Origin of the sequence: Microbacterium sp., from assembly GCF_032084865.1 — a bacterium.
Classification (GTDB): domain Bacteria; phylum Actinomycetota; class Actinomycetes; order Actinomycetales; family Microbacteriaceae; genus Microbacterium.
In genome coordinates, this window is the sequence record NZ_DAMDLU010000024.1 from 1 (window position 1) to 26,106 (window position 26,106).

The 26,106-nt window shown below is 67.0% G+C and carries 24 protein-coding genes and 1 pseudogene; 15 read left to right on the top strand and 10 right to left on the bottom strand.

All coding sequences use genetic code 11. The features are described from left to right. Positions 1 to 224 precede the first annotated feature (224 nt). A complete protein-coding gene (locus RT309_RS04320) occupies positions 225 to 869 on the top strand; it encodes an SDR family oxidoreductase (RefSeq protein WP_313355664.1) in 645 nt (214 codons plus the stop codon). A 2-nt stretch (positions 870 to 871) separates the two neighbouring features. Here the strand turns inward: RT309_RS04320 and RT309_RS04325 are convergent, their stop codons facing one another. Next, complete coding sequence (locus RT309_RS04325) at positions 872 to 2,155, bottom strand: DUF445 family protein (RefSeq protein ID WP_313355665.1); 1,284 nt, start codon at positions 2,153 to 2,155, stop codon at positions 872 to 874. Positions 2,156 to 2,189: 34 nt separating this feature from the next. On the opposite strand from RT309_RS04325, the gene RT309_RS04330 reads away from it, so the two are divergent. The 6 genes from RT309_RS04330 to RT309_RS04355 all read left to right on the top strand — a co-directional run bounded on the left by RT309_RS04330 (position 2,190) and on the right by RT309_RS04355 (position 8,384). Continuing rightward, complete coding sequence (locus RT309_RS04330) at positions 2,190 to 2,462, top strand: metal-sensitive transcriptional regulator (RefSeq protein ID WP_182253834.1); 273 nt, start codon at positions 2,190 to 2,192, stop codon at positions 2,460 to 2,462. A 133-nt stretch (positions 2,463 to 2,595) separates the two neighbouring features. Continuing rightward, complete coding sequence (locus RT309_RS04335) at positions 2,596 to 3,753, top strand: ABC transporter ATP-binding protein (RefSeq protein ID WP_313355666.1); 1,158 nt, start codon at positions 2,596 to 2,598, stop codon at positions 3,751 to 3,753. Between the two features lie 55 nt (positions 3,754 to 3,808). Then, the gene (locus RT309_RS04340) at positions 3,809 to 4,987 is read left to right on the top strand and encodes a spermidine/putrescine ABC transporter substrate-binding protein (protein WP_313355667.1); all 1,179 of its coding nucleotides are present in this window, start codon (positions 3,809 to 3,811) and stop codon (positions 4,985 to 4,987) included. Continuing rightward, on the top strand, positions 4,980 to 5,864 hold the full coding sequence (locus RT309_RS04345) for an ABC transporter permease (protein WP_313355668.1): 885 nt from the start codon (positions 4,980 to 4,982) through the stop codon (positions 5,862 to 5,864). The genes RT309_RS04340 and RT309_RS04345 overlap by 8 nt, the downstream gene beginning before the upstream one ends. Then, positions 5,861 to 6,724: an ABC transporter permease gene (locus RT309_RS04350; RefSeq protein ID WP_313355669.1), complete on the top strand. Its 864-nt coding sequence runs from the start codon at positions 5,861 to 5,863 to the stop codon at positions 6,722 to 6,724. Before RT309_RS04345 ends, RT309_RS04350 begins: the two co-directional genes overlap by 4 nt. Position 6,725: 1 nt before the next feature. After that, positions 6,726 to 8,384: an amidohydrolase gene (locus tag RT309_RS04355; RefSeq protein ID WP_313355670.1), complete on the top strand. Its 1,659-nt coding sequence runs from the start codon at positions 6,726 to 6,728 to the stop codon at positions 8,382 to 8,384. 18 nt (positions 8,385 to 8,402) lie between these two features. Here RT309_RS04355 and RT309_RS04360 read toward each other — a convergent pair whose 3' ends face one another. The 3 genes from RT309_RS04360 to RT309_RS04370 are packed head-to-tail and all read right to left on the bottom strand — an operon-like array spanning position 8,403 to position 11,545. Next, positions 8,403 to 9,581, bottom strand: a complete 1,179-nt coding sequence (locus tag RT309_RS04360; protein WP_313355671.1) for an acyl-CoA dehydrogenase family protein — start codon at positions 9,579 to 9,581, stop codon at positions 8,403 to 8,405. After that, positions 9,578 to 10,327: an alpha/beta hydrolase gene (locus RT309_RS04365; protein WP_313355672.1), complete on the bottom strand. Its 750-nt coding sequence runs from the start codon at positions 10,325 to 10,327 to the stop codon at positions 9,578 to 9,580. Before RT309_RS04365 ends, RT309_RS04360 begins: the two co-directional genes overlap by 4 nt. A 9-nt stretch (positions 10,328 to 10,336) precedes the next feature. Continuing rightward, positions 10,337 to 11,545: an MFS transporter gene (locus tag RT309_RS04370; protein ID WP_313355673.1), complete on the bottom strand. Its 1,209-nt coding sequence runs from the start codon at positions 11,543 to 11,545 to the stop codon at positions 10,337 to 10,339. 375 nt (positions 11,546 to 11,920) lie between these two features. Between RT309_RS04370 and nrdH the strand changes: the two genes are divergently transcribed. Genes nrdH through nrdF form a run of 4 tightly spaced genes read left to right on the top strand, consistent with a single transcriptional unit; the run spans position 11,921 to position 15,762 of the window. Further along, entirely contained in the window at positions 11,921 to 12,154 is a 234-nt protein-coding gene (gene nrdH, locus RT309_RS04375; protein WP_313355674.1) for a glutaredoxin-like protein NrdH, read from the top strand. Between the two features lie 9 nt (positions 12,155 to 12,163). Next, positions 12,164 to 12,598 (top strand): class Ib ribonucleoside-diphosphate reductase assembly flavoprotein NrdI, encoded by a 435-nt coding sequence (gene nrdI, locus RT309_RS04380; RefSeq protein ID WP_313355675.1) that lies wholly within the window; start codon positions 12,164 to 12,166, stop codon positions 12,596 to 12,598. Next, positions 12,580 to 14,739, top strand: coding sequence for a class 1b ribonucleoside-diphosphate reductase subunit alpha (gene nrdE, locus RT309_RS04385; protein ID WP_313355676.1), 2,160 nt, complete (start codon positions 12,580 to 12,582; stop codon positions 14,737 to 14,739). Before nrdI ends, nrdE begins: the two co-directional genes overlap by 19 nt. Positions 14,740 to 14,781: 42 nt before the next feature. Continuing rightward, positions 14,782 to 15,762: a class 1b ribonucleoside-diphosphate reductase subunit beta gene (nrdF, locus tag RT309_RS04390; RefSeq protein ID WP_313355677.1), complete on the top strand. Its 981-nt coding sequence runs from the start codon at positions 14,782 to 14,784 to the stop codon at positions 15,760 to 15,762. Positions 15,763 to 15,942: 180 nt separating this feature from the next. On the opposite strand, the gene RT309_RS04395 is transcribed toward nrdF, so the two are convergent. From RT309_RS04395 to RT309_RS04405, 3 genes and pseudogenes are all read right to left on the bottom strand, one after another. After that, complete coding sequence (locus tag RT309_RS04395) at positions 15,943 to 16,629, bottom strand: HEPN domain-containing protein (protein ID WP_313355678.1); 687 nt, start codon at positions 16,627 to 16,629, stop codon at positions 15,943 to 15,945. Next, entirely contained in the window at positions 16,626 to 17,771 is a 1,146-nt protein-coding gene (locus RT309_RS04400) for a DUF262 domain-containing protein (RefSeq protein WP_313355679.1), read from the bottom strand. The genes RT309_RS04395 and RT309_RS04400 overlap by 4 nt, the downstream gene beginning before the upstream one ends. 389 nt (positions 17,772 to 18,160) lie before the next feature. Further along, positions 18,161 to 18,540, bottom strand: a pseudogene (locus RT309_RS04405) (VOC family protein). Between the two features lie 191 nt (positions 18,541 to 18,731). On the opposite strand from RT309_RS04405, the gene RT309_RS04410 reads away from it, so the two are divergent. Continuing rightward, on the top strand, positions 18,732 to 19,859 hold the full coding sequence (locus RT309_RS04410) for an acyl-CoA desaturase (RefSeq protein WP_313355680.1): 1,128 nt from the start codon (positions 18,732 to 18,734) through the stop codon (positions 19,857 to 19,859). 178 nt (positions 19,860 to 20,037) lie between these two features. Here the strand turns inward: RT309_RS04410 and RT309_RS04415 are convergent, their stop codons facing one another. Both RT309_RS04415 and RT309_RS04420 read right to left on the bottom strand, forming a co-directional pair. Next, a complete protein-coding gene (locus RT309_RS04415; protein WP_313355681.1) occupies positions 20,038 to 20,649 on the bottom strand; it encodes an NAD(P)H-dependent oxidoreductase in 612 nt (203 codons plus the stop codon). Positions 20,650 to 20,712: 63 nt separating this feature from the next. Then, a complete protein-coding gene (locus tag RT309_RS04420; RefSeq protein ID WP_396654409.1) occupies positions 20,713 to 22,383 on the bottom strand; it encodes an MFS transporter in 1,671 nt (556 codons plus the stop codon). 81 nt (positions 22,384 to 22,464) lie between these two features. On the opposite strand from RT309_RS04420, the gene RT309_RS04425 reads away from it, so the two are divergent. Further along, on the top strand, positions 22,465 to 23,016 hold the full coding sequence (locus RT309_RS04425) for a MarR family transcriptional regulator (RefSeq protein ID WP_313355682.1): 552 nt from the start codon (positions 22,465 to 22,467) through the stop codon (positions 23,014 to 23,016). Positions 23,017 to 23,019: 3 nt separating this feature from the next. On the opposite strand, the gene pgi is transcribed toward RT309_RS04425, so the two are convergent. Further along, positions 23,020 to 24,702 carry a glucose-6-phosphate isomerase gene (gene pgi, locus RT309_RS04430; protein ID WP_313355683.1) on the bottom strand — a complete coding sequence of 561 codons (1,683 nt, stop codon included), beginning with the start codon at positions 24,700 to 24,702 and terminating at the stop codon, positions 23,020 to 23,022. A gap of 93 nt (positions 24,703 to 24,795) precedes the next feature. On the opposite strand from pgi, the gene RT309_RS04435 reads away from it, so the two are divergent. Together RT309_RS04435 and RT309_RS04440 are read left to right on the top strand one after the other, a co-directional pair. Beyond that, positions 24,796 to 25,725: an aldo/keto reductase gene (locus RT309_RS04435; protein WP_313355684.1), complete on the top strand. Its 930-nt coding sequence runs from the start codon at positions 24,796 to 24,798 to the stop codon at positions 25,723 to 25,725. A 15-nt stretch (positions 25,726 to 25,740) separates the two neighbouring features. Next, the coding region (locus tag RT309_RS04440; RefSeq protein WP_313355685.1) for a rhodanese-like domain-containing protein at positions 25,741 to 26,106 on the top strand (366 nt) is incomplete at its 3' end.

A 26,106-nucleotide genomic window follows, 5' to 3' on the forward strand; every position in this document is an offset into this window, starting at 1 on the left:
CACGGCGGATGCCGACGACGCCCGCACCGTGCGTCTCGCCGCGCTCTGCGTGCTCGAGCTGCTCGCGGGCCTCGCCGCGCGCTGAGCACCGCCCGCCCCGGCGGCGAGAAACCACATTCTGCGTGACACACCACGCGCGCACGTGTTTCTCGTGCGCGACGTGGTTTCTCACGGGGCGGGGTCGCGGCGGCCTTGGGCGTGCGTCGACCGCGTAGCGTGGAGCCATGACTCGTATCGTGATCTTCGGCGGCCACGGCAAGGTCGCCCTGCTGCTCGCCCCTCTTCTCTCGGCCCGCGGTGACGAGGTGACCGCCGTGATCCGCAATCCCGACCATGCCGACGACGTGCGCGCGACCGGTGCGCAGCCGGTCGTGTTCGACATCGAGCACGAGGATCAGGCGGCGATCGCCGAGCTTCTCGCCGGGCACGACGCCGTGGTGTGGTCGGCGGGCGCCGGTGGCGGAGACGCCGCGCGCACCCGCGCGGTGGATCACGACGCGGCCGTTCGGTCGATGGACGCGGCGACGGATGCCGGGGTGCGCCGCTACGTGATGGTGTCGTACTTCGGCGCATCGCCCGACCACGGCATCCCGGCCGACAACCCGTTCCACACCTACGCGGAGGCGAAGGCGGCAGCCGACGAGCACCTGCGCTCCTCCGGACTCGACTGGACGATCCTCGGGCCGAGCAGCCTCACCCTCGGTGAGGCGACCGGCCGCATCGACGTCGCCGCCGACGAGTCGGGCGAGGTGTCGCGCGCAGACGTCGCGCAGGTCATCGCCGAGACGCTGCGTCAGGACTCGACCGTCGGACGCACCATCCGGTTCAACACCGGTGACCAGCCGATAGCCGACGCGCTCCGCGCCTGACCTCAGCCGAGTCCCACGGGGATCAGGGCGTGCGCGATCGCGTAGATCGCGAGCCCCGCGAGCGCACCCACGACCGTGCCGTTCAGCCGGATGTACTGCAGATCGCGCCCGACCATGAGCTCGATCTTCTCGGTCGTCTCGGCCGGGTCCCACTTCTCGACCGTGTCGGTGATGATCGACGCGATGTCGTGGCGGTACCGGTCGACGAGGAACACGGCGGCGTCCGTCACCCAGCCGTCGACGCGCGCCTGCAGCGCGGGGTCGGTGGCCAGCCGTTGCCCGATCTCGGCCACCGCGGCCGCTGCCCGACGGCGCAGCCCGCTCTCGGGGTCTGCCAATGCGGTGAGCAGGCCGGCTTTGGCGGTGTTCCAGGCCTGCGCCGCGAGCTCGCCCACGCGCGGGCTGTCGAAGAGCGTCGTCTTCGCGCTCTCCAGCCGGTCACGCATGGCGTCGTCGTGCTGCAGCCCGTCGGCGAGCCGGGCGAGATAGCCGTCGAGGGCGATGCGGGCCGGATGCCGGGGGTCGGCGTGCACGGCGCGAACGAACTTCAGCGCCTCGCTGTACGCCGTCTCGTCGACGAAGCGGTGCGCCAGACGGGGCACCCACGACGGCAGGCGGCGCGAGATGAGCCCCTGGAAGGCCGCGGCGTTGTTCTCGAGCCACGCGCCGAGACTGTCGACGGCGAGGTCGACGGCTCCGCGATGGGCGTCGGCGTCGACGATGCGCTGCAGCCAGGAGCCGGCCGACGGCGCCCAGTCCGGCTCGATGAGATGCTCTCGTGCGAGATCGGCGATCAGGCTCTGCACGTCGTCGTCGCTCAGGGCGCGCAGCACCGCGGATGCCGCCGTCGAGGCCTCGGATGCCACGCGCTCGGCGTGCGCCTCGTGGGTGAGCCACTCGCCGAGCCGCTGGGAGAGGGCTGTCGTCGACAGCTTCGCGCGCACGACGTCGCCGGCCAGGAAGTTGGTCTCCACGAACTCGCCGAGGGTGCGGCCGATCTCGTCCTTGCGGTGGGGGATGATCGCGGTGTGCGGGATCGGCAGCCCGAGTGGGCGGCGGAACAGCGCGGTCACCGCGAACCAGTCGGCCAGAGCGCCGACCATGCCGCCCTCCGCAGCGGCACGGACGTAGCCGAGCCACGGCTGCCGAGATTCGAGCCAGAAGGAGAAGACGAACACGACGGCCATGAAGATGAGCGCACCGAGGGCGACGGCCTTCATGCGTCGCAGGCCGCGCAGTCGCTCCTGATCGGCAGGCGAGAGCAGCGCCATCGGTGTTCGCGACATGCCGTCATCCTTTCACGGTGACTACGCTTGAAGGGTGATCGACGACATCAAGAAGCGCGCTCTGCACCGCACGAGCATCCTCGAGGGTCAGCTGCGCGGCATCGCGCGGATGATCGAGAACGAGGAGTACTGCATGGACATCATCACGCAGTCGCGAGCCGTGCAGCGTTCGCTGGAGTCGCTCAACCGCCTGCTGCTCGAGAACCACCTGCGCACGCATGTCACGCACATGTTCGAAGAGGGCGGCGACGAGCGCGAAACAGCGGTCGGTGAACTGCTGAAGGCGTTCGACTTCGACCGTAAGTAGACCATATCGGCAGAATCAGGTTCGCTTGACGACGGATATCGTCGCTGACCTCAACGCATTCTTCGTTTTTCGCTGTACCTCCCTGCGTGACTGTGCTTGACTGACGCTAGTCAGAACTCAACGTGGAGGTTCCATGGCACAGCCCGCACCCGCGGTTCCCGCCCCGACCGGCGACCTCGGAACCGGAGGCGTCGACATCGTCGGCGTCACGAAGCACTACGGTGATGCGACAGCAGTCGACGACCTGTCACTGTCGATCCGGCCGGGCGAGTTCCTCTCCCTGCTCGGGCCGTCGGGCTGCGGCAAGACCACGACCCTACGCATGATCGCCGGCTTCGAGCATCCGGACAGCGGCGATATCCGCATCTCGGGCCGCAGCGTTCTCGGCCTGCCACCGCACCGGCGGGAGGTGAACACCGTCTTCCAGGCGTACGCGCTCTTTCCGCACATGACCGTCGCAGAGAACGTCGCCTACGGCCTGCAGCAGCGACGGGTGCCGAAGGTCGAGCAGCGCGAGCGCGTCATCGCCGCGCTCGACATGGTGCAGCTGCGCCGGTTCGCCGACCGCAAGCCGACCATGCTCTCCGGCGGGCAGCAGCAGCGCATCGCCCTGTCGCGCGCGCTCATCAACCGGCCCAGCGTGCTGCTGCTCGACGAGCCGCTCGCCGCGCTCGACCGGCAGCTGCGCGAGGAGATGCAGGTCGAGCTGAAACTGCTGCAGGCGCGACTCGGCACGACATTCGTGTTCGTCACCCACGACCAGGGTGAGGCACTGTCGATGAGCGACCGGATCGCCGTGATGCGCGCCGGCCGCATCGAGCAGCTCGACGCTCCCGACCGCATCTACGCCGCTCCGGCGTCGGCGTACGTCGCCTCGTTCATCGGCCAGCAGAACTTCCTCAGCGGCACCGCCCGGGGCGACGCCGTCGACACGAGCGTGGGGCTGATCCACGGCAGGTGGGGAGCGGAGCAGGTCACTGCGGGGGAGGCCGCCGTCGCCGCCATCCGTCCGGAGTTCGTCCGTCTCGAGCGCCCTGACACCGTGGGCTTCGGCATCGACGGTCGCGTGCTCAGCGTGTCGTACCTCGGCGAGACCCTTCAGGTCGTGGTCGGCATCGACGGCGGGCAGACCCTGCTCGTGCGCTCCCCGGCGCCGACGGCACCTTCGGTGGCCGTCGACCAGGCGGTGCGCTGCACGTGGTCACCCGTCGACGTGCGGCTGTTCGCGGCAGAGGGCGCCCCCACCGCCGCCACCCATGTGATCGCCCTGCCCGACCGCGCCGCCCGCTGAGCGGCATCCACCCACCAGCACAGCACCCGCAGCACCGCACGAAGGAGTGCCCCTCATGAACGACAACAGCATCCGCATCCTCGCCGACAGCAGCATCGCACCCGTCGTGCGTCATCAGCTCACCCGGCGCGGCTTCATCGGCGTCGTCGCCGCACTGGGCGCAGCCGGCGTGCTCACCGCATGCTCACCGGGCGGCTCCGCGAAGCCCGGCCCCCAGGCCACCGGCGGTGCCGTCGAGGACAAGCTCTCGATCTACAGCTGGGGCGAGTACGACGCTCCCGAGGTGATCGAGTCGTTCACGAACGACGAGGGTGCGAAGGTCGTCATGGACACCTTCAACTCGAACGAGGAGATGATCGCCAAGCTCGTCGCAGCCAAGGGCACCAGCGGCTACGACCTGGTCGTGCCGACCGGTGTGTTCATCCCGCAGATGATCGAGAACGGGCTGCTCGCCAAGCTCAACCTCGACCTCATCCCCAACATGAAGCACATGGATCCCGCCTTCCTCGGGCGCGACTGGGATCCGAAGAACGAGTACTCCATCTGCAAGGCGTGGGGCACCACCGGTTTCGTCTACGACAAGACCGTGATCACCCGCGAGCTGAAGACGTGGAGCGACTTCATCGATGCGGCTCAGAACGAGGCATCCGGCAAGACCTCCGTGCTCGACGACCCGGCGCCGCTCGGCGGCATCTACTACTGGGCCAACGGCATCGACTGGAACACCACCGATCCCGCCGACCTCGACGCGTGCGAGAAGTTCCTCGTCGACGAGCTCGCCCCGCACATCTCGGCGTTCGACTCGTACCCGGGCGGTGCGGCGATCCCGCAGGCGTCGCACGTGCTCATGCAGTCGTGGAACGGCGACGCGCGCATCGGCATCCAGGAGTCGCCCGACCCCGACCGCTGGCAGTGGGTGCTCGGCGCGCCCGACACCGAGCTGTGGATGGACAACTGGGCGCTCGCCGAAGGCGCGCCCCACCCCGAGGCCGCCCACGCCTTCCTCAACTACATCCTCACCCCCGAGAATCAGCTCGCCCAGGTCGACTACATCGGCTACGACACGGGAGCGGCGGGCGTCAAGGAAGCGGCTGAGGAAGCCGGACTCGAGATGCTCGACATGGTCTTCTTCGACGAAGCGCAGGTGAACACCATGCACGAGGGCAAGGTCACCGAGGCGCAGGCGCGCATCGTCGAGATCTGGAACAAGACGAAGGCAGCCGCCGGTGCGTAGTCCCCGCTTCGGGCTGGCCGTGCCCGCATGGGTGTGGCTGGCGCTGTTCTTCATCGCGCCAATCGCCATGGTCGTGTGGTTCAGCTTCGGGTACAAGCCCGGCATCTTCGGCACACACGCCAACGACGTGCTGTCCTTCGACCGGTACGCCGAGGCCATGTCGCCGACGTTCTTCGCGACCTTCCAGAACACCCTCTGGGTGGGAATCCTCGGCACGCTGCTGTGCCTGCTGATCGGCGCACCGGTGGCGTACTGGATGGCGGTCAAGGCCCCGCCCGCCCGTCGGGGCCTGCTCATCGCGCTCGTCATGGTGCCGTTCTGGACGAACTTCCTCGTGCGCACCCTCGGCTGGCAGGTGATCCTCTCGCCCGAGGGGTGGCTGTCATCGCTGCTGCAGGGTGTGGGCTTGATCGACGGTCCGATCGACGTGCTCTACACCCGCACAGCCGTCCTCATAGGTGTCGTCTACAACTACCTGCCGCTGATGATCCTGCCGCTGTACGTCGCCTTCGACCGCGTCGGAACGCCGCTTCGCGAGGCCAGCAAGGACCTCGGAGCGAACGGCATGCGCACCTTCCTGCAGGTCACCGTGCCGCTGGCTCGGCCCGGCATCATCGCGGGCGTGCTGCTGGTGTTCATCCCGCTGATGGGCGACTACATCACCGCGACCGTGCTCGGCGGAGCGCAGGGCAACATGATCGGCCAGCTCGTCGCCAGCCAGTTCGGCACTGCGCAGAACTGGGCGCTGGGCTCGGCCATGGCGGTGCTGCTGATCCTCGTGATCATGCTGACGATCGGCGTGGCCGCGGGCATCCTGTGGCTGATCTCGCTGCCGTTCAGAAACCGCAGCAGACTCGTGCTCGGAGAGGCATCATGAGCGACATCCGCACCCGCCGCCGCAGCGTCGCCGTCGGCGACCGCATCCTCGGCATCTGGTCGATCGCGGTCTACGCGTTCCTGTTCCTGCCGATCGTCGTGATCATCATGGCCTCGTTCAACTCGGGTCGTCTGCTGGTGGCGTGGGACGGCTTCAGCCTCGCCCCGTTCGCGGCGCTGGTCGAGAAGCCGGTGATCCGCGACGCGGTGATGGTGTCGCTGCGCACCGGCGTGATCGCGGCGCTGTTCGCCGCGGTGCTCGGCACGCTGGCGGGCATCGCGATGGCACGCCGCCCCGGGAAGTGGGTCTGGTGGTTCCTCGGACTGCTGCTGCTCGTGTCGGTCACGCCCGAGATCGTCGACGCCGTCGCCCTGCTGCCGTGGCTCGTCTTCCTCGGGCAGGACCTCGGGCTGGGCATGTTCAACGACGGCACGGTGCGACTCGTGGTCGGCCACTCGCTGTTCTCGATCGCCATCGTGTCGTACATCGTCCGCGCCCGGCTGGTCGGTCTCGACGCGCGCCTGGAGGAGGCGTCGGCCGACCTGTACGCGCCGCCGGTGCGCACCTTCCTGCGCGTGACGCTGCCGCTGGCGATGCCGGCGGTGCTCGCCGGATTCCTGCTCTCGTTCACGCTCAGTCTCGACAACACGGTCGTGTCGGCGTTCGTGCAGGTGTCGGGAACCACGCCCTGGCCGGTCTACGTGCTGAGTTCGCTGCGCAGCGGTCTGCGGCCCGAGATCGCCGCCGTGTCGACGGTCATGCTGCTGCTGACGCTCGCATCGCTGGCGCTGGTCGCCTACGTGCTGAGGCGGGCGGGCGACTCGACCACCGAGATCGCCCGGACCATGGCGGGAGGCTGAGATGACCCACGCAGATCTCGTGTTCACCGGCGGCGCCTACGGCGGCCGGGTGTTCGTCTCCGATGCGTCGCGCTCGCGAGCCGACGCCGTCGCCGTGCGCGACGGGCGGATCGTCGCGCTCGACCGGGACGCGGTCGCCCTGATCGGCCCCGACACAGAGGTGGTCGATCTGGACGGCCGGATGCTGCTGCCGGGCTTCCAGGATGCCCATGTGCACCCGCTCTGGGGCGGGCTCGACATGCTGCGCTGCGACCTCGCCGACCTGTCGAGTCAGCAAGCGTATCTGCAGCGGATCGCGGAGTACGCGGCCGAGCATCCGGACCACGAATGGGTGCTGGGCGGCGGCTGGCAGATGTCGGCCTTCCCCGGCGGCACGCCGACCGCGGCGGCCCTCGACCGGGTCGTGCTCGACCGGCCTGCGTTCCTGCCCAACCGCGACGGGCACGGCGCGTGGGTGAACTCCCGTGCGCTGGCGCTGGCGGGCATCACCCGTGACACCGCCGACCCCGACGACGGGCGGATCGAGCGGGATGCCTCGGGCAGCCCGTCCGGCACGCTGCACGAGGGCGCGATGACGCTCGTCAACCGGCTGCTGCCGGCCGAACCGCATGAGCGGCTGCGGGAGGCGCTCGCCGTCGGTCAGCGGCACCTGCACTCCTTCGGGATCACGGCGTGGCAGGACGCCATCGTCGGCACGCAGTACAGCGATGCGGGAGACCCGCTGCCGGTGTACATCGCCGCCGATCGCGCCGGTGAGCTGACCGGTCGTGTCGTGGGGTCGCTGTGGTGGGACCGCACGCGCGGACTCGAGCAGATCGACGACCTCGTCGCGCTGCGCGAGAGCGCCGCCGGGGGACGCCGCTTCGCGGCGACGAGCATCAAGATCATGCAGGACGGCGTGGCCGAGAACTTCACCGCGTCGATGCTCGAACCGTACTGCGACGGCCACGGGCACCCCACCGAGAACGCCGGCATCTCGTTCGTCGACCCGGCGGTGCTGAACGAGGCGGCCGCACGGCTGGACGCGCTCGGCTTCACCCTGCACTTCCACGCGATCGGCGACCGGGCGGTGCGGGAGTGCCTCGACGCGGTCGAGACCGCGCTGCAGCGCAACAGCCCGCGCGGCAATCCGCACCACATCTCGCACATCCAGGTGGTGCATCCCGACGACGTGCCGAGGTTCCGCCGGCTCGGGGTGACCGCCAACATGCAGATGCTCTGGGCGACGCTCGAGCCGCAGATGGTCGACCTCACTCTGCCGTTCCTCGGCGAGCGGCGCTCGAGCTGGCAGTACCCGTTCGGCGATCTGCTGCGCTCGGGGGCCGCGCTCGCCGCGGGAAGTGACTGGTCGGTGTCGACGCCCGACCCGATGGCGGCGATCCACACTGCGGTCAATCGCCGCTCGGCCCCGTCGGAGTGGGAGGGCGACTACCCGCCGTTCCTGCCCGAGCAGGCCATCGACCTCGGCACGGCGCTGCAGGCGTACACCGCCGGTTCGGCGCGAGTGAACAGCCTGCCCGAGACGGGGGCGATCAGGGTCGGGATGCTGGCCGACCTGGCCCTGCTCGACCGCGACCCGTTCGAAGGCGTTCCGGAGCAGATCGGCGACACCCGGGTGCTCGGCACCTGGGTCGAAGGAGTGCGGGTGTTCGAGGCGTGATCCGTCTGGAGGGAGCGCTCAGTCCTCGAGGGGGCCCAGCCAGGCGGACGCCGCCGTCGAGTGAGCCGACTCCGGATCCGACGGGTGGAACATGCCGGCGAGCACATCCCGATACAGCCGGGAGAGCTCGTTCGACGAGAAGTACGATCCACCGCCGGCGACGAGCATCGCCTCGTCGATGACCTGCTTCGCCATCACGACGGCACGGTGCTTCAGGCCCGACAGCAGCGTGAACCAGCGCGGCCCGTGGTCGGCGAGCTCGTCGACGTCGCGCGCGAGGGCGGCGATCTGCGGCGGCAGGGCGTCGTACGCCAGCGCCATGTCGGCGATTCGCCACCGGATGTCGGGATCCTGGCTGTACGGCCGCTGAACCGGTCCCTGAGCCCGCCGAAGGGTGGAGGTGCGCTTCTGCGCCGTCGCGACGGCGAGGTCGAGACCGCGCCGCGCGATGCCGGTGTAGACCGATGCCAGGAGGACCTCGAAGACGCTGAAGATGCCGAACACGATCGGGTCGGGGTTCGGACCCGGATCGATCCGGCGCACGACGTGCTCGGGCGCGGCGATAGCGCCGTTCAGGCGGGTGGTGCGGCTCTGCGTGCCGCGCATGCCCAGGGTGTCCCAGTCGTCGCTGGTGGTCACCGCGTCGGTGCGTTCGATGAACGCGAACACGAGCTTCGGGGCATCCGGGCTCGTCGTGTCGAGGCCGTGCAGACCGAGCTTCGTCCACACCGGAGCCAGCGAGGTGAAGATCTTCGTGCCCGTGAACGCGTAGCCCCCGTCGGGTTGCGGCACGGCATCCGTATTGCTGCCGAACAGCACGAGATCGTTGCCGCCCTCGCTGACACCGAACGCGAACACCTCGCCCGCGACGGCGCCGTCCTGCACGAAATCCAGCCCCGGCACGCCGCGGTCGCTGAACACCTTCGCGACGCCCGTCCACACCAGGTGCATGTTGACCGCCAGCGCCGTGGCGGGGGCGGCCGAGGCGAGACGCTGCTGCAGCGTCGCAGCCTCGGCGAGGCCCAGCCCCGCGCCGCCGCGCTCGCGAGGGACGAGGATCGACAGGTAGCCGGCCTCGCGCAGCTCGTCGAGGTCGTGCTGCGGGAATGTGTTCTCGCGGTCGTGCACGGCGGCGCGTTCGCGGATGCGCTCGAGCAGGTCGTCGGGAAGGTGGCGGGCGGGGTCGAATGCGCTCATGACAGGGCCTCCAGGATCTGCCGGATCGTCTCGTCGGGGCGATCGCGGTGGGGTGAATGCCCGGCGTCGGGCACGACCGACATGGTGATGCGCGGGTTCTCGAGCACCGAGTCCGCCAGCTCGCCGGTGAACAGGCTGTAGACGTCGGGGTCGGCTCCGACGATGTGGGTCGGGATGCCGAGCTGCGCCGTCTGCGCGCGCACGTCCCACGGCACGTTCTGCACGCTGGTCTGCTCGACCGCCCACCGGCTGGCCCGCAGCACGGCGTCCACCTTCAGCTCCACGTCCTGCGGATGCCAGTCGGGATGCTCCGCCCGCACCGACTCGACGTCGGGGGAGGCGAAGGCGCGCTGCTGGCTGCGGCGGATGATCCCCTCGTCGCGTCCCGCGACGTGGATCGCCGGGTCGATCAGCACGAGACGGCGTGCCCATCCGGATGCCGTGGTCGCGGCGATCACGGTGCTCGCACCGCCCAGGGAGTGACCGATCACGGCATCCCATTCGCCGCCGTCATCCGGGCGGACGGCCGCCACGTCGGCACCGTAGGCCGCGACGGAGTAGTCGAGCGCGCGGGGCGCGTCGCCGTGACCGCGCAGGTCGACGGCGGTGGCCTGCCATCCGGCATCCGCCAGTGCGGTGCCGATCCTCCACATCAACGCGGCGGACGACCCGAGACCGTGGACGAGCAGGGCGCGGCGGGGGCCGTCGCCCCACGCCAGACGGGGGAGTGTGAGCGGTGCGGGCACGCCACCAGCCTAGATCCGGGCGGTCTGGATCGGCTCGGTGTCGGGGTAGGGAGACGGGTCGCGGTGACGCAGATCGGGGAACGAGCGGACGAACACGACCGAGACCCCGAAACCCACGAGGGCGAACAGCGCGGCCGCCAGGTACGCACCGGTCGGGCCGGACTGATCGATCAGGATGCCGGCCACGGCCGAGCCTGCGGCGGCGCCGATCAGCTGACCCGTACCCGCCCAGCCGAACGCCTCCGCCGTCTCGCTGAACTTCACGCTCGCGGTGGTGATCGCGAACAGCACGGCCAGGGCCGGCGCGATGCCGATGCCGGCCAGCACCAGCGTGCCGCCGAGCCAAAAGATGTTCAGCGACACCATCGTGAGACCCAGACCGACCGTCACGATGAGCAGGCGCCGGGCCATCGCCCACGGGCCGATCGGGATGTGCCCGAACGCGAGACCGCCGACCAGGCTGCCGACTGAGAAGACCGCGAGCACGAGGCCCGCCTCGAGTCCGCCATGCCCGAAGGTCGCCACGACGCCGACCTCGACCGCCGAGCAGGCGCCGATGAGCAGGAAGCCGATGACCGTGGCGAGCATGACCGGAGGCTTGAGCACCACGCGGCCGAACGCGCGACGGCTGCGCGGGATGCGCACGCGACCGACTTCGGGGGAGAGGATGAACCACGCGCCGCCCAGAACGAGGATCGCAGCGACCAGCAGCAGGCCCTGCACCGTGCCTACCTGCGTCGAGACGACGGTGATCACCACCGGCGCGACGATCCAGATGATCTCCTGCAGCGAGGCGTCGAGGGAGAAGAGCGGGGTGAGCTGACCGGCGTTGACGAGCTTGGGGTAGATGGTGCGCACGGCCGCCTGCACCGGGGGAGTCGACAGCCCGGCGAGCAGCGCGAAGACCATGTAGCCGGGGAGGCCGAGGGGGAGGAGCGCGAGACCCAGCACCGCCAGCACGCAGACGGCCAGGGTGAGCGTGAGCACCCGGCGCATGCCCCAGACGCCCATCCAGCGGCTGGTGACGGGGCCGGCGACGGCCTGACCCACGGAGGCGGCGGCGAGCACGATGCCGGCCGCGCCGTACGATCCGGTCTGCTGCTCGACATGCAGCAGGATCGCGAGACTGGTCATGCCGTTGGGGAAGCGAGCCACCAGCTGTGCGGCGATCATCCGCGCCACGCCGGGCGTGCGAAGAAGGTCCCGATATCCCGCCATCAGAAGAGATTATCGGGGGCGCGCGCCGCTGCGCGAGGCGGCCGGTGACGACACGCCGCGACACGCCGAGACCGCTTCTCCACAGGAAAACGGATGTCGGTGGCCCGGCGTACCGTCCTGCCTGTGGATGGATCCGGAAGGGGGTCACGAGAGCCGCGTGAATCCGCGGTCCGAGCGACCTGCAAGGCGGCTGCGGGCTGTGGAAGAAACGGTGGACAAGCTGTGTTGTATCTGGGGAGAGCAGTGGAAAACTACACGGATGTAACTACTACCCCTTGTGGTCGCTTCCAATGTCCGTCCCCATATGTAGTATTGAAGTCCCGGCGGGGGTCTGCCGGGAAAACCACCTGGAACAGAGGGGAATCAGACATCACCATGTCGATCACGGTCTACACCAAGCCTTCCTGCGTGCAGTGCAACGCGACCTACCGCGCCCTCGACGCCAAGGGCATCGAATACCAGATCACCGACCTCTCCGAAGACGCATCGGCGCTCGAGCAGGTCAAAGCGCTCGGCTACATGTCGGCACCCGTCGTCGTCACCGACGACGGACACTGGTCGGGCTTCCGTCCCGACAAGATCGACGAGCTCGCAGCCCGTCTCGCCTAGGGGCCGGGCATGAGCGCTGTCGCGACCGCGGTGCCGCTCCTGGTCTACTTCTCGAGCGCGTCGGGCAACACCGCACGATTCATCGAGAAGCTCGGTCTTCCCGCCCGCCGCATCCCTCTGCACCGCGCCGAGGAGCCGCTCGTCATCGACGAGCCGTTCGTGCTCGTCACTCCGACGTACGGGGGCGGGCAGGGGCGCGGTGAAGAGAAGGGCGCCGTGCCCAAGCAGGTCATCCGGTTCCTCAACGACGAGCGCAACCGGCGCCACATCCGCGGGGTCATCTCCGCGGGCAACACGAATTTCGGTGAGTCGTTCTGCCTCGCCGGAGAGATCATCAGCCGCAAGTGCGATGTGCCCCACTTGTATCGCTTCGAGGTATTCGGCACACAGGACGACGTGGATCGCGTGAGCGACGGATTGGAACGATGGTGGAAGCGACAGTGACAGACGCAGTCGAGTTCAAGATGAACCCTGCGTACGAGGGGCTCGACTATCACGCCCTCAACGCGATGCTCAACCTGTACGACGCGGACGGCAAGATCCAGTTCGACGCCGACAAGCGCGCCGCACGCGAGTACTTCCTGCAGCACGTCAACCAGAACACGGTGTTCTTCCACTCCCTCAAGGAGCGCCTCGACTACCTCGTCGAGAAGCAGTACTACGAGGGCGCCGTCATCGACCAGTACTCGTTCGACTTCGTCCAGAAGCTCAACGACCTCGCGTACTCGAAGAAGTTCCGCTTCGAGACCTTCCTCGGCGCGTTCAAGTACTACACGAGCTACACGCTGAAGACCTTCGACGGCAAGCGCTACCTCGAGCGGTTCGAGGACCGCGTCGTGATGACCGCGCTCGCGCTCGCCGAGGGCGACGAGCAGGTCGCCATCGACCTCGTCGAGGAGATCATCTCAGGCCGCTTCCAGCCCGCCACCCCCACGTTCCTCAACGCCGGCAAGGCGCAGCGCGGCGAGCTCGTCAGCTGCTTCCTGCTGCGTATCGAAGACAACATGGAGTCGATCGCCCGCGGCATCAACTCGTCGCTGCAGCTGTCGAAGCGCGGCGGCGGCGTCGCCCTGCTGCTGTCGAACATCCGCGAGTCCGGTGCGCCGATCAAGCAGATCGAGAACCAGTCATCCGGCATCATCCCCGTGATGAAGCTGCTCGAAGACAGCTTCAGCTACGCCAACCAGCTCGGAGCCCGTCAGGGCGCGGGTGCGGTGTACCTCAACGCGCACCACCCCGACATCATGCGCTTCCTCGACACCAAGCGTGAGAACGCCGACGAGAAGATCCGCATCAAGACGCTCTCGCTGGGTGTCGTCGTGCCCGACATCACGTTCGACCTCGCCAAGAAGGGCGAGGACATGTACCTGTTCTCGCCGTACGACGTCGAGCGCGTCTACGGCGTGCCGTTCGGCGACATCTCGGTGACCGAGAAGTACCACGAGATGGTCGACGACTCGCGCATCAAGAAGACGAAGATCAACGCGCGCGAGTTCTTCCAGACCCTCGCCGAGATCCAGTTCGAGTCGGGCTACCCGTACATCATGTTCGAGGACACGGTGAACAAGGCGAACCCGATCAAGGGTCGCATCAACATGTCGAACCTGTGCAGCGAGATCCTGCAGGTGAACACGCCGACCACGTACAACGACGACCTCTCGTACGATCAGATCGGCAAGGACATCTCGTGCAACCTCGGCTCGATGAACATCGCTCTGGCGATGGATGCCGATGACCTGGGCAAGACCGTCGAGACCGCGATCCGCGCGCTGACCGCCGTCAGTACGCAGAGCCACATCAACTCGGTGCGCTCGATCGAGGACGGCAACGACCGCTCGCACGCCATCGGCCTCGGCCAGATGAACCTGCACGGCTACCTCGCCCACGAGCGCGTCTTCTACGGTTCGGAAGAGGGCATCGACTTCACGAACATCTACTTCTACACCGTGCTGTTCCACGCGCTGAAGGCGTCGAACACGCTCGCCATCGAGCGCGGGCAGACCTTCGACGGCTTCGAGGACTCCACCTACGCGTCGGGTGAGTTCTTCGACAAGTACATCGAGCAGGCCTGGGCGCCCGCGACCGAGAAGGTCAAGGAGCTCTTCGCCGGCCACCACATCCCCACGCAGCAGGACTGGGTGGCGCTGAAGGACAGCATCCAGCAGCACGGCATCTTCAACCAGAACCTGCAGGCTGTGCCGCCGACCGGCTCGATCTCGTACATCAACAACTCGACGTCGTCGATCCACCCGATCGCGTCGAAGGTCGAGATCCGCAAGGAGGGCAAGCTCGGCCGCGTGTACTACCCGGCGCCGTTCATGACGAACGACAACCTGGAGTACTACCAGGACGCGTACGAGATCGGCTACGAGAAGGTCATCGACACGTACGCCGCGGCCACGCAGCACGTCGACCAGGGTCTGTCGCTGACGCTGTTCTTCAAGGACACCGCCACCACGCGCGACATCAACAAGGCCCAGATCTACGCATGGCGCAAGGGCATCAAGACGATCTACTACATCCGTCTGCGTCAGCTCGCCCTCGAGGGGACCGACATGTCCGAGTGCGTCAGCTGTATGTTGTAATTGCCTTCTGATCAGGCTTTTTTCTAGAACAGGATTGGTGGAATGACTCCGTCTCCCAAGCTCACGCTGATCGACCACGTGCAGGCGATCAACTGGAACCGCATCGAGGACGAGAAGGACCTCGAGGTGTGGAACCGCCTCGTGAACAACTTCTGGCTTCCCGAGAAGGTGCCGCTGTCGAACGACGTGCAGTCGTGGAATACGCTCACCCCCGACGAACAGCTGCTCACGATGCGTGTCTTCACGGGGCTCACCCTGCTCGACACGATTCAGGGCACCGTCGGCGCCGTGTCGCTGATCCCTGATGCGATCACTCCGCACGAAGAGGCGGTGTACACCAACATCGCGTTCATGGAGTCGGTGCACGCGAAGAGCTACTCTTCGATCTTCTCGACCCTGTGCTCGACGAAGGAGATCGACGAGGCATTCCGCTGGTCGGTTGAGAACCAGAACCTGCAGAAGAAGGCGCAGATCATCGTCGACTACTACCGTGGCGACGACCCGCTCAAGCGCAAGGTGGCCTCCACGCTGCTGGAGTCCTTCCTGTTCTACTCGGGCTTCTACCTGCCGATCTACTGGTCGTCGAAGGCGAAGCTGACGAACACGGCCGACCTCATCCGCCTCATCATCCGCGACGAGGCCGTGCACGGGTACTACATCGGCTACAAGTTCCAGCGCGGACTCGAGACGGCCGACCAGGCGCGCAAGGACGAGCTCAAGGACTACACGTTCTCCCTGCTCTACGAGCTCTACGACAACGAGGTGCAGTACACGCAGGACCTCTACGACGGCGTCGGCCTGACCGAGGACGTCAAGAAGTTCCTGCACTACAACGCCAACAAGGCCCTGATGAACCTCGGCTACGAGCCGATGTTCCCCTCGACGGTCACCAACGTGAACCCGGCGATCCTGTCTGCTCTCTCGCCGAACGCCGACGAGAACCACGACTTCTTCAGTGGGTCGGGCTCGTCGTACGTGATCGGCAAGGCCGAGGCCACCGAAGACGACGACTGGGACTTCTGACCCCGGGTGTCTGGAAGATGTGAAGAGGGCGGATGCTGTTCAGCATCCGCCCTCTTCACATCGCAGCTTGTGCTTTCGCTCTGAGGCCGCAACCTCCGCCGGGGCGCAGCGCTTGCGCAGGTCGTGGGCCATCAAGTGCGCCGAGATCTCGGACTCTGGGGAGGTGGGTGTTCCCTCGACTTAGATGTCTTTTGTGACCCCGAGTTTTCCTAGCAAAGCCGTAGTACGGTTATTCATCGAGTGCGCGCAATCACGCAGCAGCTTCACGCAATCGTCAGCGTCGCGCAGAGACAATGGCTCAAGATCCTTTTCGTTTCCATGTACAGCGTTGTCGCGGATCCGCTTCAGATTATTCAGACGGGTCCCGAAAACCGACATGGGGCCGGTGTTCAGGTCTTCGTCGCCGAGTGATCGGAATAGCACATTGATCTTTTGGGGTTCGATGCTCGTGACAGCACGCTTAACCTCTTCCCTGGGGATCATCGCTTCGCTCACTGAGCTGCCCGTATTGAGCTGCACTCCAAACTCGATTAGCGCGGTAAGGGCACTCCATTGCGCCGACGGGTCCTCACTCTGTCGAAGTGTGTGTACGTGGCTACCGATGGCGTGCCCCCTCAAGTGCGTACTGAGACGGTCGCACGCGATCTTGGAAGCCAGAATGGCATCGAATGCTTCATCTGAGAGGTCTTTCAAGAACCCCTCAAAGTACGACACACTCAGGACAAGGCACGAACGCGCGAATGTTGAGTCGCTGAAGGGCCGTCGATCAGCGCCGACCTCCACATCGGGTTCAACCTCCGGAGCCACGTGGCGGAGCAGCACGCCGACCTCATTCAGCCTGTCGAGGTGATCGCTAAGGGCGCTCATTTGTCCGCGGGTGCTCGCCCGACAACATCCAACGCTCCAACGTCAATGCCGAGCGCTTCGAATGCCAGACCGACAACCCGGATCCTGGCGAAGACACGCTTTCTGTCAGCGGTCGCTCTTCCGAGAGTGTCTCGTAGTTCGCCGTGTGCGATCAAATCGCTAATCAGAGCATCGATACCGTCTAGACACGCAACCGCAGTACGATCACACGTCGCGAGACAGATCATGACTGCATCGAAGAGCGCTTTATGAACGGTGTTGTGCATTACGCCGTTCCGGTCGGGTACCTGGAATGCCTTCGGGCCGAAGCGCGAGACGGCCGTGTCCACACAACTCTTGAACAGCGCGATCTCGTCTACGCTCAGGGGCCGGTGTCGGCGTTCACGCATGTACCGGTTTACGAATTGACTCAGCGGCGGACGGTATGAATCCAGCCCATCGAGCAGCGAGAAGAACCGGAGTACCAACTCTGCGGGCACCATGCGGCGCCTACCACTTGAACCAACTAAGTCGTTAAGCGGGCCGTACTCGCCGAGGCGTTTCAGAGACTCGTTGAAGTCGCCACGATAGACACAGTTGCGGATCTCTTGAGCTGTCAGTACGGCCACATTGGTATTAAGCCGTTCAAAGACGTCGAACTTGATGTCTGGGTGCGAGTCCATCGTGATGGCGATGCACCGAATCGTTCTGTTGGACAACCGACGCTGGTCCCTCGGCGCCAGCTCGGAGTATCGCTTCCCGCGGATCTCTTCGAGCACTGTTACGCCGGTTAGCGCGAATTCATCGGCCAGATATCTGCGAAGGGTGGTGAGCCGTTGCAAGCCATCGATGACTTCAAAGCTGAAATCTTCGTCCTCAGCGACGTACACGACAGGAATTGGCACGTTGAGGAGCAGGCTCTCGATCAAACGCGACGCCTTACCGTCGTCCCAGACATACTTGCGCTGGTATTCGACATCGAGGCGTATGCCCCCGCTCTCGATCTCCCCGACAAGTTGCCTAATCGAGTAATCGTACGGCTGCGTCACGAGCTTCCGTTCGCCTTCCAGATCGAGCGGCACTGACGCTTCCGCTTTCTCTAGGTCGTCGTAGTACTGATCACCGCCGACTTCCTCGGCAAGTGAGCTTTCGTCAGACTGCACAGGGTTCATCGTCGCCCTCCAGGTGATGCGGTAAGCCCACGGTGAGCAGGCCAGCGTGAGACTCAATCTAGGGTCGTGCGCTCTGATGTTGATCCAGGCGCGCGCGGGCCGAGGCGCTGGACCTGGCGGCGCGCGACAATTGGAGTCGTTGCCCGCCGACCTACGCTGGCGTGCGTCGGCTTTCATGCTTCGCGCGACAAAGTGAGCTCCGACGACGAACGGTTCGCCCTGACACTCGAATTCTCCGGGTCGGGCTCGTCGTACATCATCGGCAAGGCCGAAGCCACGGAAGACGACGACTGGGACTTCTGACACCGGGTGTCTGGAAGATGTGAAGAGGGCGGATGCTGTTCAGCATCCGCCCTCTCCACGTCCGGGTGCTAGTTCGCTCAGCCCTGCGCGCGGTAGTCCGGCAGCTGCTGCAGCGTCCACGTGTTGCCGTCGGGGTCGTCGAACGTGACGAATCGTCCCAGGCGAGATCGGCGACGCCGTGCGCCTCGACGCCGGCCGACTGCAGGTGCGCCAGCGCCTCATCGGTATCCGGCACCACGACCTGGATGGTGTTCTGACTGCCTGGAGCCAGGTCGCTGCCGAGGCCGGTGCCGAACGCGATCGAGCACGCTGATCCGGGCGGGGTCATCTGCACGAAACGCAGCTCGTCGTTCACCTGCTGATCGTGATCGGCGTTGAACCCGATCCTCAGATAGAAGTCCTTCGCCCGGTCGACATCGGTGACGGGCACGAAGATCAGCTCGATCTTCCAGTCCATGCTCTTGCGCCCTTTCTCGATGATCAGGGAGCGAGCGCTCCCGGCGTCGCAGTACGCCGAGCCACCGACGTCTGAAGCGACGCCGACACATGCCTTCCGCCGTATATCGACGCGCGTAGCGTGGGCACCAGCGATCGGCATCCGCCCTTGGCTGACATCGCTCAAGGGCATCCGATCGGCAGGAGAGCATCATGACTTCCACGCACATCGACACCGACGTCGACACCGGCACAGCAACTCTCGGGCGGGTCCGTCAGACCTACTCGGGCACAGCTGAGTTCCCTCCGATGGCGCACGCCTACAAGCAGGTATCGCAGGTCGTTCGTGAGACAGGTCTCCTGCGGCGTGCGACCTGGTTCTACATCGCGGTGGCGGCCGGCATCGTGCTCGCTCTCGGGGGAGCCATCACCGGATTCATCCTGCTCGGCGACAGCTGGTTCCAGCTGCTGATCGCCGCAGCGCTGGGCATCATCTTCACGCAGATCGCCTTCCTCTCGCATGAGGCGGCGCACCGGCAGATCCTGACCTCGGGGCCGGCGAACTTCAGGCTCGCGCGCATTCTCGCCGGCAGTATCGGCATGAGCTACTCGTGGTGGGATTCGAAGCACACCAAGCACCACGGCAACCCGAACCAGGTCGGCAAGGACCCCGACATCGAGGTCGACACCATCTCCTTCCTCGACGAGGACGCCGCGAAGTCGCGGGGCCTTGTCCGGCTGATCACCCGCAAGCAGGGGTGGCTGTTCTTCCCCCTTCTCACCCTCGAGGGTCTGAACCTGCACTACATCGGGCTGAAGCACCTCTTCACGAAGAAGAAGGTCAAGGGCCGCTGGACCGAGCTCGGCATCATCGCCGTCCGCTTCGCGATCATCCTGATCCCCGTCTTCATGATGCTGCCGCTGGGCATGGCGTTCGCGTTCATGGGCGTGCAGCTGGCCGTGTTCGGCGTCTACATGGGCGCGTCGTTCGCACCCAACCACAAGGGGATGCCGATCATCGACCCGAACGCGCGGCTGGACTTCTTCTCGAAGCAGGTGCGCACCTCGCGCAACATCCGCGGCGGCTGGTGGGCCACGGCGCTCATGGGCGGCCTCAACTATCAGGTCGAGCACCACCTGTTCCCGAGCATGCCGCGTCCGCACCTGTCGAAGGCGCGCGAGATCGTGCGCGACTACTGCGCGTCGAACAACGTGCCGTACACCGAGACCAGCCTCGGTCGTTCCTACGCGATCGTCATCGAGTACCTGAACCGGGTCGGCCTGGCTGCCGGTGCCGATCCGTTCGACTGCCCCGCGGCCACGAGCTTCCGCCGCGCCTGACCCGTCGTCGCGCTTCGCGGCTTCGCGGCCACGGACGTGTGACGAATCGGGAGCCGACACTCCAGATGTCGGACGCTTCTCCACGATGCGTCCGACATCTGGCGTGTCGGCCCCCGGAACGTACCGCGTACCGCGTACCGCATACCGCGTACCGCGCGGGCCGGCCGGCGGCTCGCGCTCAGGCCGCCGGGTACGCCGCCGTCTTCAGGGCGCGAGCCAGGTGGGCGGCGTTCGCTGCGGCCGTCGTGATCGTCTGCGCGACCTTCTCGGGCGTCTCGTCGAGGTCCTTGTAGTCGGTCGATCCCATCGCCTCGCCGTTCCAGTAGATCGAGCCCTGTGCGGGGATCGTGTACCCGACGTCGTTGAGCGACTGGAAGACGATGGCAGCGATGTGGTGCGCGCCGTCTTCGTTGCCGACCACGACCGCGAGTGCGACCTTGTCGAAGAGGATCGGCCGGCCCTTCTCATCGGTCTCGCTCAGCTCAGCATCCAGCCGTTCGAGCACCCGCTGCGCGACGCTGGAGTGCTGACCCATCCAGGTCGGCGTGGCGAACACGAGGATGTCGGCGGCGAGCACCCGCTCGCGCAGCGACGGCCACTCGTCGCCGTCGCCCATGTCGGTCTGCACGCCAGGGCGGATGTCGTGATCGACGGCACGGATGCTGTCGCACGAGACCCCCTGTTCGGCCAGGGCGTCGAGCACCTGTCCGCCGAGCACGTCCGTGCTCGATTCTGCGGGGGAGGGCTTGAGGGTGCAGTTGATGAGAAGAGCCTTGATCTTGTCGTCCATGAGGGGCACGAAACCATCGATCCGCACGCGGCGGGAGGGGCTTTCGTGTCCGACGGCTGTCGGCTAGATGCTTTGCGAGGCATCGGCGCCGGGAGCCGCGGAGACATCCGCCCCAGCATTCGTGCCGGCATCCGCCTCGGCATCGAAATCGTCGTCGCGCCGTCTGCCGGACCCCAGGCGCAGGGTGGCGATGAGGCCCAGGGCGAGAAAGCCCGCGGCGGCGAACGCGGACGCCCGGGTGCCGTCGCTGAACGCCTCACGAGCGGCCGCGCCCACGGCCGCGTCCCGGTCTGCGAGAGCAGGGATCGCGCCGCCGGCGCTGACCACCACGGCGTCGACGATCTGCGATCGGGCGGCGGCCGGGACGGCCGGCATGTCAGCGAGACGTGCGTCGAGCGCGGCTCCGGTCGCGGTGAACAGCACGGTTCCGAGCACGGCGATGCCGAGCGCCGAGCCGATCTGCCTCGCGGTGCTCTGCGTCCCTGACCCCTGACCGCTCAGACCCACCGGCACGTCCTTCAGCACCACACCGGTCAGCTGCGCGGTGGCCAGCCCCAGCCCGATGCCGTAGAGGAAGAGGAAGGGCACCACGTTCAACCACGATGCCGTCGCGGTGATCGCCCAGCCGAGTCCGGCGACGCCGACGATCTCGGCGGCGATGCCGATGCGCACGAGCATGATCGGGGTCGTCCGGGATCCGACTGCCCCGGAGAAGCCGCTCGCCGCGAACGAGCCGCCGGCGAGCGCGAGCAGCACGAAACCGGTCTGCAGGGCGTCGTAGCCCACGACGTTCTGCAGCCACAGCGGCAGCGACAGCACGATGCCGAACTCTCCGAGCGAGACGATGAGCGCCGCGATGTTGCCGTTGCGGAACGACGGGATCGCGAACAGCGACAGCGCCAGCAGCGTCGACTGCCCTCGTCTGGTGCGCCGGATGCCCCACCAGACGAACAGCGCGGTTGAGAGCGCGGCGACGGCGAACGACACCGGAACGGGGGAGAGGGCGAACGGCCAGGTCCACTCTCCGATCGTCAGCCGGCGCGTGCCGTCGCTGAGCCACCAGCCGTAGGTGCGGCCCTCGATCAGGCCGAACACCAGCCCGGCGCTGGCGAGCACCGACAGCACGGCGCCGAGCACGTCGATGTGTCGGCCGTCGGGAGCATCACGCGATTCCGTGACGGTGACGAGCACGCCGATCGCGACGATCAGTCCGAGCGGGATGTTGATCCCGAATGCCCAGCGCCACGAGAAGTACGTGGTCAACCAGCCGCCCAGCAGCGGCCCGAGAGCGACCATGCCGCCGATCGTCGAACCCCAGATCGCGAAGGCGATACCGCGTTCGCGCCCGCGGGAGCCCGCGTTGATGAGCGACAGGGTCGTCGGCAGCACCATGGCGCCGCCGACTCCCTGGATCACCCGCGCGCCGATCAGCAGATCACCGGTGGGGGCCAGGGCGACGAGCACCGAGGCGATGATGAAGACGGCGATGCCGACCACGAGCATGAGCCGCCGGCCGTAGCGGTCGGAGAGCGTGCCGAAGACCAGCAGCAGCGCGGCGAAGACGAGGGTGTAGCTCTCCTGCACCCACTGCACCTGCGTCGAGCTGATCCCGAGGTCGTCGACGATTGAGGGGATGGCCACGTTGACGATCGTGGAATCCACGATGATGAGCGACACGGCCACGCTGATGAAGACGAGGCTGAGCCACCTTCTTGTCGTCGGTGTGATGTTCACCGTTCAAGAATCGCACGATATAGCTAGCCAGGCAAGCAAAGAGCCTGGCTCCGCGAAGGGCCCGGCGATATGCTGTGCGCTATGACCACGCGCAGAGAAGGTGCTGCCTCGCGCGGCCGCGCCATGATCGATCCGCGCGTGATCGACCCCGGCCAGCAGCTGGTCAGCTTCGGCGGCATGGCCGATGCCGAGATCGACGAGGTGGTGCGCGTGCTGGGCGCCCTGCGCGCCTGGCGTGAGACCGAGCAGCGCATCAGCTGGCAGTCGCGCACCGAGATGAAGCTCAACGAGACCGACATGGAGGCGCTGCGCTTCCTCGTCGCGTCGCTGGGCAACGGCATCGTCGTCACCGCCGGCATGCTCGCCGATCACCTCGGCATCTCGACGAGCTCGACGACGAAGATGCTCGACCGCCTCGCCAAAGCCGGCCACATCTCCCGCACCCCGCACCCGACGGACCGCCGAGCGGTGATGGTGAGCATCACCCCCCACACGCACGAGCAGGTGCGTGACAGCGTCGGCCGAGTGCACGCCGAACGCTTCGCCGCGATCGCCGCGCTGACGTCGGCTGAGCGCGACGTCGTGGCCCGCTTCCTCGAGCGACTCGCTCGAGGCGGTGCCGAGGGCGGCTGAGGCTCAGTACGTCCGGTTGGCCTCGTAGTACGCGAGCAGCGCCTTCGTCGACGGATCCTGCGCGGCGAGCGCATCCGCATCTCCCTCCAGCGCAGGAGCGATCTGCAGCGCGAGCTGCTTGCCCAGCTCGACGCCCCACTGATCGAAGGAGTTGATGCCCCAGATCACGCCCTGCGTGAAGGTGATGTGCTCGTACAGGGCGATGAGCTGACCGAGCACCGCGGGCGTCAGCGACGGCGCGAAGATCGAGGTCGTCGGACGGTTGCCGGGGAACGTACGCGCGGCGACGAGGGTGCCGCTGGTGCCCTCCTCCTCGACCTCTTCCGCGGTCTTGCCGAACGCGAGCGCCTTGGTCTGCGCGAGGAAGTTCGCGAGGAACAGCCCGTGCACGTCCCGGCCGTCGTCCGAGAGCGGATAGGCCGGATTGACGAAGGCGATGAAGTCAGCGGGGATCAGCCGGGTGCCCTGATGGATCAGCTGGTAGAACGCGTGCTGTCCGTTGGTGCCCGGCTCGCCCCAGAACACCTCGCCGGTGTCGGTCGTGACCGGCGTGCCGTCCCACCGCACGGACTTGCCGTTGGACTCCATGGTGAGCTGCTGCAGATACGCCGGGAAGCGGTTCAGCTGCTGCGCGTACGGCAGCACCGCATGCGTCTGCGCGTCGAGGAAGTTCGTGTACCAGACGTTGAAGAGTCCCATCAGCACGGGCACGTTCTGCGGGAGCGGCGTCGTGCGCACGTGCTCGTCGACCGCGTGGAAGCCCGCGAGCAGCTCACGGAACACGGGCGGGCCGAACACGACGGCGAGCGAGAGCCCGATCGCCGAGTCGACCGAGTAGCGACCGCCCACCCAGTCCCAGAATCCGAAGGCGTTCTTCGGGTCGATGCCGAACGCCTCGACCTTGTCGAGTGCGGTCGAGACGGCCACGAAGTGGTGCGCGACGGCGTTCTTGCGGCTCGCGTCGTCGTCTTCCATCACGCCGGATGCCTGGAGACCCGACCATAGCCACTCGCGCGCGAGGCGCGCATTCGTGAGCGTCTCGAGTGTGGTGAACGTCTTCGAGGCGACGATGAACAGCGTCGTCTCGGGGTCGAGATCGGCGGTCTTCTGCGCGATGTCGGTCGGGTCGATGTTCGACACGAAGCGCGCCTCGATCCCGGCATCGGCGTAGGGCTTGAGGGCCTCGTAGACCATCACCGGCCCGAGGTCCGACCCGCCGATGCCGATGTTCACCACGTGCGTCACCTTCTTGCCGGTGATGCCGAGCCAGTCGCCTGAGCGCACCCGATCGGCGAACGCCGACAGCGACGACAGCACCTCCTGCACATCGGCATCCACGTCCTGTCCGTCGACGACCAGTGCCGGCGACACGCTCTCCGGGCGACGCAGCGCCGTGTGCAGCACAGCGCGGTCCTCGGTGGTGTTGATGTGCTGACCCTCGAGCATCGCGGCGTAGCGCTCGGCGACCCCGGTCTGCTCGGCCAGACGCACCAGCGCGGCCACGATCTCGTCGGTCACGAGATTCTTCGACAGGTCTACGTGCAGGTCTGCGAGCGGCAGCGACAGGCGCTCGACCCGCGTCGCGTCGTCGGCGAACCAGCCGCGCAAGTCGGGCGAGAACGAGTCCCGGATGGCCGACAGCTCAGCCCAGGCGGACGTGGAGGTGGGGTCGATCGGTGCGCTCATGCAAGCAACGTTAGCGCCGCGACCGCATCTCGGCGCGGCCGATGACGCCACTGCCGCAGGCCGGTAGCGTGGTCAGCGACCTCAGGAGGAACGATGAAGACGATCCCATTCGGCAGCCGCACCGCACCCGCCGTGATCGCGGGAATGATGCGCATCACCGACAAGACGGATGCCGAGGTGCGCGAGCTGTACGACACCGCCCGCGGTGCGGGGATCGACTTCTTCGACCACGCCGACATCTACGGCGGCGCCATGCACGTCTGCGAAGACCGCTTCGCGGCCGCCCTGCAGCTCTCGTCTGCCGAGCGCGAGGAGATCGTGCTGCAGACCAAATGCGGCATCGTGCCGTCGAAGCAGATGTTCGATTTCTCGTACGAGCACATCATGGCCCAGGTCGAGGGGTCGCTGAAGGCGCTGCAAACCTCCTACATCGACGTATTGCTGCTGCACCGCCCGGATGCGCTGGTCGAGCCCGACGAGGTCGCCCGAGCATTCGACGAGCTGGAAGCCGCCGGGAAGGTGCGCGCGTTCGGCGTCTCGAACCACACGCCCCGCCAGATCGACGTGCTGCGCACCGCGGTGACCCAGCCGCTCGTCGCGAACCAGCTGCAGCTGTCGATCACGCACTCGCCGATCATCGCGCAGGGAATCGCGGCGAACATGATGGGGGAGCAGCAGAGTGTCGTCCTCGACGGCGGCGGCATCGTCGACTACTGCCGCATCAACGGCATCGCGGTGCAGGCCTGGTCGCCCTATCAGGCCGGGTTCTTCGACGGCGTCTTCCTCGGCAATCCGCGCTACGCCGAGCTCAACGCGGTCATCGACCGGCTCGCGGCGACGTACGACGTCACCCCGACGGCGATCGCCACGGCGTGGATCACCCGTCACCCGGCGCGGATGCAGGTCGTGCTCGGCACGACCACGCCGCAGCGGGTCGCGGATGCCGCGTCCGGTGCCGACATCGAGCTCACCCGCGCCGAGTGGTACGAGCTGTTCCGCGTCGGTGGCCACATCGTCCCCTGACAGGAGGAGAACGCCATGCATCCGCTCATCTCCGCCACCGAGCTGCGCGAACAGCTCGCCCGGACTCACGTGCTCGACGTCCGCTGGGCGCTCGGGCGCTCCGACGGTCACGAGCAGTACCTTGCCGGACACATCCCCGGTGCGGTGTTCATCGACGTCCAACGCGACCTGACCCGACACGGCGAACCGCACGAGGGCAGGCACCCGCTGCCAGCCGACGCGGCGCTCGCCGCGGCCGCACGCCGATGGGGAGTCCGCCGGGGCGTGCCCGTGGTGGTCTACGACGACGACCGGATGCTGCCGGCGTCACGCGCCTGGTGGGCACTGCGACGTGCCGGCCTCGACGTGCGCGTGCTCGACGGAGGCTGGCAGGCGTGGCTC